This is a genomic window from Rhodococcus sp. C26F, from assembly GCF_053345925.1.
The window spans coordinates 92,912-99,110 of the sequence record NZ_JBKFBA010000002.1; the positions used below are offsets into that span (position 1 = coordinate 92,912).

Below are 6,199 nucleotides of genomic sequence, written 5' to 3' on the forward strand. Positions count from 1 at the left end.
GGTGCGCGGGCGCAACTCGAGCAGGTCGCGGATCTGCTCGGCGCCGGGGTGGCGAAGGCCCTGCTGGGCAAGGACGTGCTGTCGGACGAGTTGCCGTGGGTCACCGGATCGATCGGGTTGCTGGGCACGCGGCCCACCCACGAGATGATGACCGGCTGCGACACGCTGCTCATCGTCGGTTCGTCCCTCCCCTACAGCCAGTTCCTGCCCGAATACGGCCAGGCCCGCTGCGTGCAGATCGACATCGACCCGAACATGATCGGGATGCGCTATCCGAACGAGGTCAACCTCGTCGCGGATGCCGCCGCCGCGCTCGACGCGCTCGTCCCGCTGCTGCAGCGCAAGGAGGACCGGTCGTGGCGTGAGGGCATCGAGCAGAACGTGCAGCGCTGGTGGCAGACCATGGCACAGCAGGCGGAGGTCGAGACGGAGTTCGTCAATCCGCTGCGGATGTTCGCCGAGGCCTCACCGCGACTGCCGGACGATGCGATCGTCACCGCCGACTCGGGTTCGGCCGCCAATTGGTATGCGCGCCAATTGCAGTTCCGCGGTGACATGCGCGGTTCGCTGTCGGGCACCCTCGCGACGATGGGTCCGGCGGTGCCGTACGGGATCGGCGCGAAGTTCGCGCATCCGGGTCGTCCGGTGGTCGCGTTCGCCGGCGACGGGGCGATGCAGATGAACGGCATGGCCGAGCTGATCACCATCCAGCGGTACTGGCAGCAGTGGACCGATCCGCGGCTCGTCGTCGCGATCATCCACAACAACGATCTGAACCAGGTCACCTGGGAGATGCGTGCGATGGGTGGGGCACCGAAATTCGCGGAGTCCCAGTCGCTTCCGGACGTCGACTACGCTGCGTTCGCGCGCAGTCTCGGGCTGGGCGGCGAAACCGTGAAGTCCTCGGACGAGATGGGCTCGGCCTGGGATCGCGCGCTGGCCGCGGACCGTCCGACGGTGCTCGACGTGTACACCGATCCGGACATGCCGCCGATCCCGCCGCATGCGACGTGGGAGCAGTTCACCGATGTCGCCAAGGCCGTGCTCGCCGGTGACGAGAACCGTTGGGGCTTCGTGAAACAGGGCGTCAAGACGAAGCTGCAGGAGTACCTTCCCGGAAGCGATCGCTGAGAACCCCACCGGCCGGAACAGCGTCACCGGCCGGAGAGTGGAGCGAATGTGCCGCCAGCGCAACGCCGGACAGCGCCGCGATGGCCAGTTCGACGAACTCGTCGCGGGTGAGTTCGGGATCGCGTAGCCACGCGATGGTCGTGTCCTCGACGAAGGCCACCCAGCCGCGCACGGCGAGCCGCACGGCGGGCGTCGGCTCGATCCCGATGGCGGGCAGGTGCGCGACGGTCCGGTCGACGAGCGCCGTGCGGGTGTCCTCGAAGGCCGCCCGCATGTCGGGGTCGCCGCTGGTGGCGCCGCGCAGGATCGAGACGTACATGTCGCGGCGCCGGGTGACGTAGTCGACGTACGCGACGAGCGTGCCGCGCAGCATCTCGATCGGTTCGAGACCTTCGTCCGGTGCGGTGTACTCGACGAGATCCCGGCCGACGCATCGCACGAGTTCGACGTGGTAGTCGTGCTTCGAGGCGAAGTAGTGGAACAGCAGCCCCTTCGAGACCCCGGCCCGTTCGGCGACCTCGTCGACGGAAATCTGTTCGAGGGGCCGGTCGGCGAGCAGCTCGAGACCCTGTTCGATCAGCTGGGCCCGGCGTTGGGCGGGACCGAGGCGGGTCCGGCGGGGTCCGGGACTGTCGTCTGTCACGTCCACCATGCAAACACCGTTATTGAATTATGGTCAACAAGTGTTGACCAGGTCACTGGAACGCTCTAGCCTCAAGTACATGAGTCTTCCGGTTACAGATACCGTCGCCGACGCGGAGATCCGTCAGGTCGACACGCTGATCATCGGCAGCGGGTTCGCCGGGCTCGGTGCGGCCATCCGACTGTCGCAGGCGGGCAAGGACTTCCTCGTGCTCGAACGCGCCTCCGAGGTGGGCGGCACCTGGCGCGACAACACCTACCCCGGCGCGGCGTGCGACGTGCCGTCGAACCTGTACTCCTACTCGTTCGCCCTCAACCCCGGCTGGACGCGCTCGTTCTCGCCGCAGCCGGAGATCCAGGAGTACATCCGCTCGGTCGCCGACCGGCACGACGTGCGGCGACGCACCGTCTTCGGGTGCGACGTGCAGACGGCCCGCTGGAACACCGCGACGCACCGCTGGGACGTGGCCACCACGCGCGGGAAGTACAGCGCCAAGGTCGTGATCTCCGCGGTCGGCGCCCTGTGCGAGCCGTCGCTGCCCGACATCGAGGGCATCGCCGGTTTCGAGGGCGAGATCTTCCACTCGGCGCGGTGGAACCACGACGCCGACCTCGCCGGCAAGCGCGTCGCGGTCATCGGCACGGGAGCGTCCGCCATCCAGATCGTGCCGGCCATCGCAGGCACCGTCGGTCGTCTCGACGTGTACCAGCGCACGGCACCGTGGATCCTCCCCCGCTTCGACCGCGAGTACACCGCACCCGAGCGGTTCGCCTTCCGCTACATCCCCGGCTTCCAGCGTCTCTCGCGCGCCCTGCAGTACACCGCCCGCGAGACGCAGGTCGTGGGTCTGGCCAAGGCCCAGGCCTTCATGAAGCCGCTCGAACTCGCCGCGCGCATCCAGGTCCGCCGGCAGATCCGCGACAAGGAACTGCGCCGTAAGGTCACGCCGAACTACGGCATCGGTTGCAAGCGCATGCTGATCTCGAACAACTACTACCCCGCGCTCGACCGGCCGAACGTCGACCTCGTCACCGACGGCATCGCCCGCGTCACCCCGCGTGGCATCGTCACGAAGGACGGCACCGAACGCGAGGTCGACGCGATCGTCGTCGCGACCGGCTTCCACGTCACCGACTCCCCGACCTTCGCCGGCATCTTCGGCAAGGACGGCCGCTCGCTCGCCGAGGTCTTCGACGAGACCGGCATGCAGGGGTACAAGGGCAGCTCGGTCGCCGGCTTCCCGAACCTGTTCTTCCTCGTCGGACCGAACACCGGACTCGGCCACACCTCGATGGTGTACATGATCGAATCGCAGCTCGAATACGTCGTCGACGCGATCCGCACGATCGACCGCAACCGCATCGGCACGGTCGAGGTCCGCGAGGACGTGCAGGACGAGTACAACCGCGACCTGCAACGCGCGCTGCGATCGAGCGTGTGGAACAACGGCGGGTGCGCGAGCTGGTATCTCGACAAGCACGGCAACAACACCACGTTGTGGCCGGGATTCACCTTCGAATTCCGCCGTATCACCCGCAGATTCGACCTCGAGGCGTACCGTAGCGTCGCCGAATCGGATCTCCCCGTCGCTACCGACCGTCCCGCGCAGGAGCACACGTCCCGAGAGGCAGCAGTTCGATGAGTGATTTCGCAGGCCGGGTCGTCGTCGTCACGGGCGCGGGTTCCGGGATCGGACGGGCCCTCGTCCTCGCCCTCGCGGCCCAAGGTGCCCGCCTGGCGATCTCGGACGTCGACACCACAGGGCTCGAGGAGACCGCGCGTCGCGCACGGGAACTCGGCGCCGAGGTGAAGGCCGACCATCTCGACGTCACCCAACGCGAGAAGGTCCTCGAGTACGCCGAGCAGGTCGCCGCCCACTTCGGCGCGGTCCACCAGGTGTACAACAACGCGGGCATCGCCTATCACGGCGACCTCGAGCGCACCGAGTTCAAGGACATCGAGCGCGTGATGGACGTCGACTTCTGGGGAGTCGTCAACGGCACCAAGGCTTTCCTGCCGTATCTCATCGCGTCGGGCGACGGCCACCTGATCAACGTCTCGAGCCTGTTCGGCTTGCTGAGCATCCCGGGCCAGGCGGCGTACAACTCGGCGAAGTTCGCCGTGCGCGGCTTCACCGAGGCGGTGCGGCAGGAGATGCTCGTCGCGCGGCATCCCGTACAGGTCACGTGCGTGCATCCCGGTGGTATCAAGACCGCGATCGCGCGCAACGCCGCCGTCCCCGACGGCGACGACCAGGCGACCTTCGCGGAGTTCTTCGACCGCAAGCTCGCACGCACGACCCCCGAGGACGCGGCGAAGACCATCCTCACCGGTGTGCGGAAGAACAAGGCGCGCGTGCTGATCGGCGCCGATGCGAAGCTGCTGGACGCCTTCGTCCGCGTTGCCGGACCGGCCTATCAGCGTGTCGTCGCCACCGTGACCTCCCGGGTCGTGCCGAGGGGATAGGCTGCGGCATGCCTCCGACACCGCAGTTGTCACCGCGGGTGGCGCGTACCGCCCTGCGTCCTCTCTTCCGTGCCCTGCTGTCGCCGCGCTGGTCGTTCTCGACGCAGCGCCGGTTGCTCGATCTCGCGGCGCCGTTGCAGTTCCTCCCGAAGGACACCGTGGTGCGCCCGATCCGTCTGGCGGGACGCCCCGCCGAGCGGATCACGGTGGGTGCCACCGAGCGGACCACGGCGATCCTGTACCTGCACGGCGGGGCGTACACCGGCGGGTCGCTCGCCACGCACCGCTCGCTCGCGGCGCATCTCGCCGCCGCGTCCGGATCGGCCGTGTACGTCCTCGACTACCGGCTCGCTCCCGAGCATCCCTATCCGGCGGCGTTGAACGACGCCGAGGCGGCCTATCTCGAACTCGTCAGCGAGCACGGCTTCGAGGTGTCGGACACCGCGATCGCCGGCGACTCGGCCGGCGGTGGCCTCGCCGCGGCCACTACACACCGGCTCATCGACCGTCACGGGATCACCCCGCCGGCGCTCGGATTGTTGTCGCCGTGGACCGATCCGGCCGCCCGCGACCTGCCCGACGTGAACGACGTCGTTCTGAACAAGGGCTGGGTGTATTCCTCGGCCGAGGCGTATCTCGCCGGAGGCGATCCCACCGATCCCGGTTACGCGCCCATCCACGCCGATCCCACGGGTCTGCCGCCGACGCTCATCCAGGTGGGCACCGCGGAGATGTTCCACCCACAGGTGCGGCAGTACGCCGAGAAGCTCCGGGCGGCGGGCGTCGACGTCACCCTCGTCGAACAACCCGAGCTGTGGCACGTCGCGCCGTTGCAGGCGTCGCTCGTTCCCGAGGCCGCCGCGGCGATCTCCGACTTCGGTGTGTTCCTCCGCGACCGGATGGGCACCCGCGCGGGCTGAGTACTCGCGGGGTGCCGTTCACGCTCCGGCGTGTTCGTCGATCCATTCGCGGGCCACGGTCTCGGGATCGTCTCCCTCCTCGACACGCGCACGCAGTTCGGTGAGATCGCTCGTGGTCAGTTCACCCGCGATGGTCCGCAACGCGTCGAGTTGTGCCTCGTCGAGGGTGCCCTTGCGGAAGACCGGGACGACGTTCTGGGCCGGCAGGACCGGTGCGGGCGCATCGTCGGCGTTCGTGTCGTCCTGCGGGCTGCGGTCGGGTGCGTCGGGCACGGTGCTCACGGGCGAATCCGCGTCGATCTCCGCGAGGGCGGACGACGTCGTGGTGGTTCCGACGACCGTGTCGGGTTCCGACGCGACGGCGACGGACTGTGCATCCTCGATCCGTCGCACCTCGCGCGGGCGGCAGTCGGCGCGTTCGAGGGCGGTGAGTCCACCGGCGGTGTCGAAGTCCTCGGTCACCGCGAAGGTCAGGTCGGCGCAGCGGCCGGCGAGGTCGGCCACGCGGCTCACCGACCATTGCGTGAGCCGTTCGCGGTCGGCGAGCAGCACCGCGCGGTCCTGCGCCGAGGCGTAATCGGAGATGGTCAGTTCGTCGGGCAGGGCGCGCGCCAGCGCTTCGAAGACGTCCTCGGCGTCGGTCGCGTCGGCACCGGGGTCGTAGGACGCGAGCAGCCGTCCCGTGTAGCCGGGGATCAGCGTGAGATCGGCGGCGTCGAGCGCTGCGGTCGGATCGGCGACGCCGGAGCGGACCTGCACGTCGATCCCGCTACCGCGCAGCGCACCCGCGTACAGCTGCGCGAGCAGTTCCTCGTCGGGCCGCTCCCCCGCCCCGACGATCACCGTCGTCGACGGTGCCGCCTCGTCGAGAACGGGCGACGCACACCCCTGGAGCACGGCCGCCGCCGCGCATGCGGTGAGCACCGTCGCCGCGACCGGCCGGATCCGTCTCGCTTCGTTCGCCACGGCGGTCATTGTCGCCCACCGGTGCGCCACGGTCCGCACGTGCCCGACCGTCCGGCCCGCCGAGACGCCGAAC

6 protein-coding genes are annotated in these 6,199 nt (G+C 69.0%); 4 read left to right on the forward strand and 2 right to left on the reverse strand.

The window, feature by feature from the left end:
* The coding region (locus ACLBYD_RS03500; protein ID WP_447815422.1) for a thiamine pyrophosphate-dependent enzyme at positions 1-1,131 on the forward strand (1,131 nt) is incomplete at its 5' end.
* Here the strand turns inward: ACLBYD_RS03500 and ACLBYD_RS03505 are convergent.
* On the reverse strand, positions 1,088-1,783 hold the full coding sequence (locus ACLBYD_RS03505) for a TetR/AcrR family transcriptional regulator (protein WP_447815423.1): 696 nt from the start codon (positions 1,781-1,783) through the stop codon (positions 1,088-1,090). The two genes, ACLBYD_RS03500 and ACLBYD_RS03505, sit on opposite strands and share 44 nt — an antisense overlap.
* Before the next feature lie 70 nt (positions 1,784-1,853).
* Here ACLBYD_RS03505 and ACLBYD_RS03510 point away from each other — a divergent pair, with 70 nt between their 5' ends.
* Genes ACLBYD_RS03510 through ACLBYD_RS03520 form a run of 3 tightly spaced genes read left to right on the forward strand, consistent with a single transcriptional unit; the run spans position 1,854 to position 5,160 of the window.
* Entirely contained in the window at positions 1,854-3,416 is a 1,563-nt protein-coding gene (locus ACLBYD_RS03510) for a flavin-containing monooxygenase (protein WP_447815424.1), read from the forward strand.
* A complete protein-coding gene (locus ACLBYD_RS03515) occupies positions 3,413-4,240 on the forward strand; it encodes an SDR family NAD(P)-dependent oxidoreductase (protein WP_447815425.1) in 828 nt (275 codons plus the stop codon). Before ACLBYD_RS03510 ends, ACLBYD_RS03515 begins: the two co-directional genes overlap by 4 nt.
* Positions 4,241-4,248: 8 nt before the next feature.
* Positions 4,249-5,160, forward strand: coding sequence for an alpha/beta hydrolase (locus ACLBYD_RS03520; protein WP_447815426.1), 912 nt, complete (start codon positions 4,249-4,251; stop codon positions 5,158-5,160).
* A gap of 18 nt (positions 5,161-5,178) precedes the next feature.
* On the opposite strand, the gene ACLBYD_RS03525 is transcribed toward ACLBYD_RS03520, so the two are convergent.
* The gene (locus tag ACLBYD_RS03525) at positions 5,179-6,135 is read right to left on the reverse strand and encodes a glycine betaine ABC transporter substrate-binding protein (RefSeq protein ID WP_447815427.1); all 957 of its coding nucleotides are present in this window, start codon (positions 6,133-6,135) and stop codon (positions 5,179-5,181) included.
* Positions 6,136-6,199 lie beyond the last annotated feature (64 nt).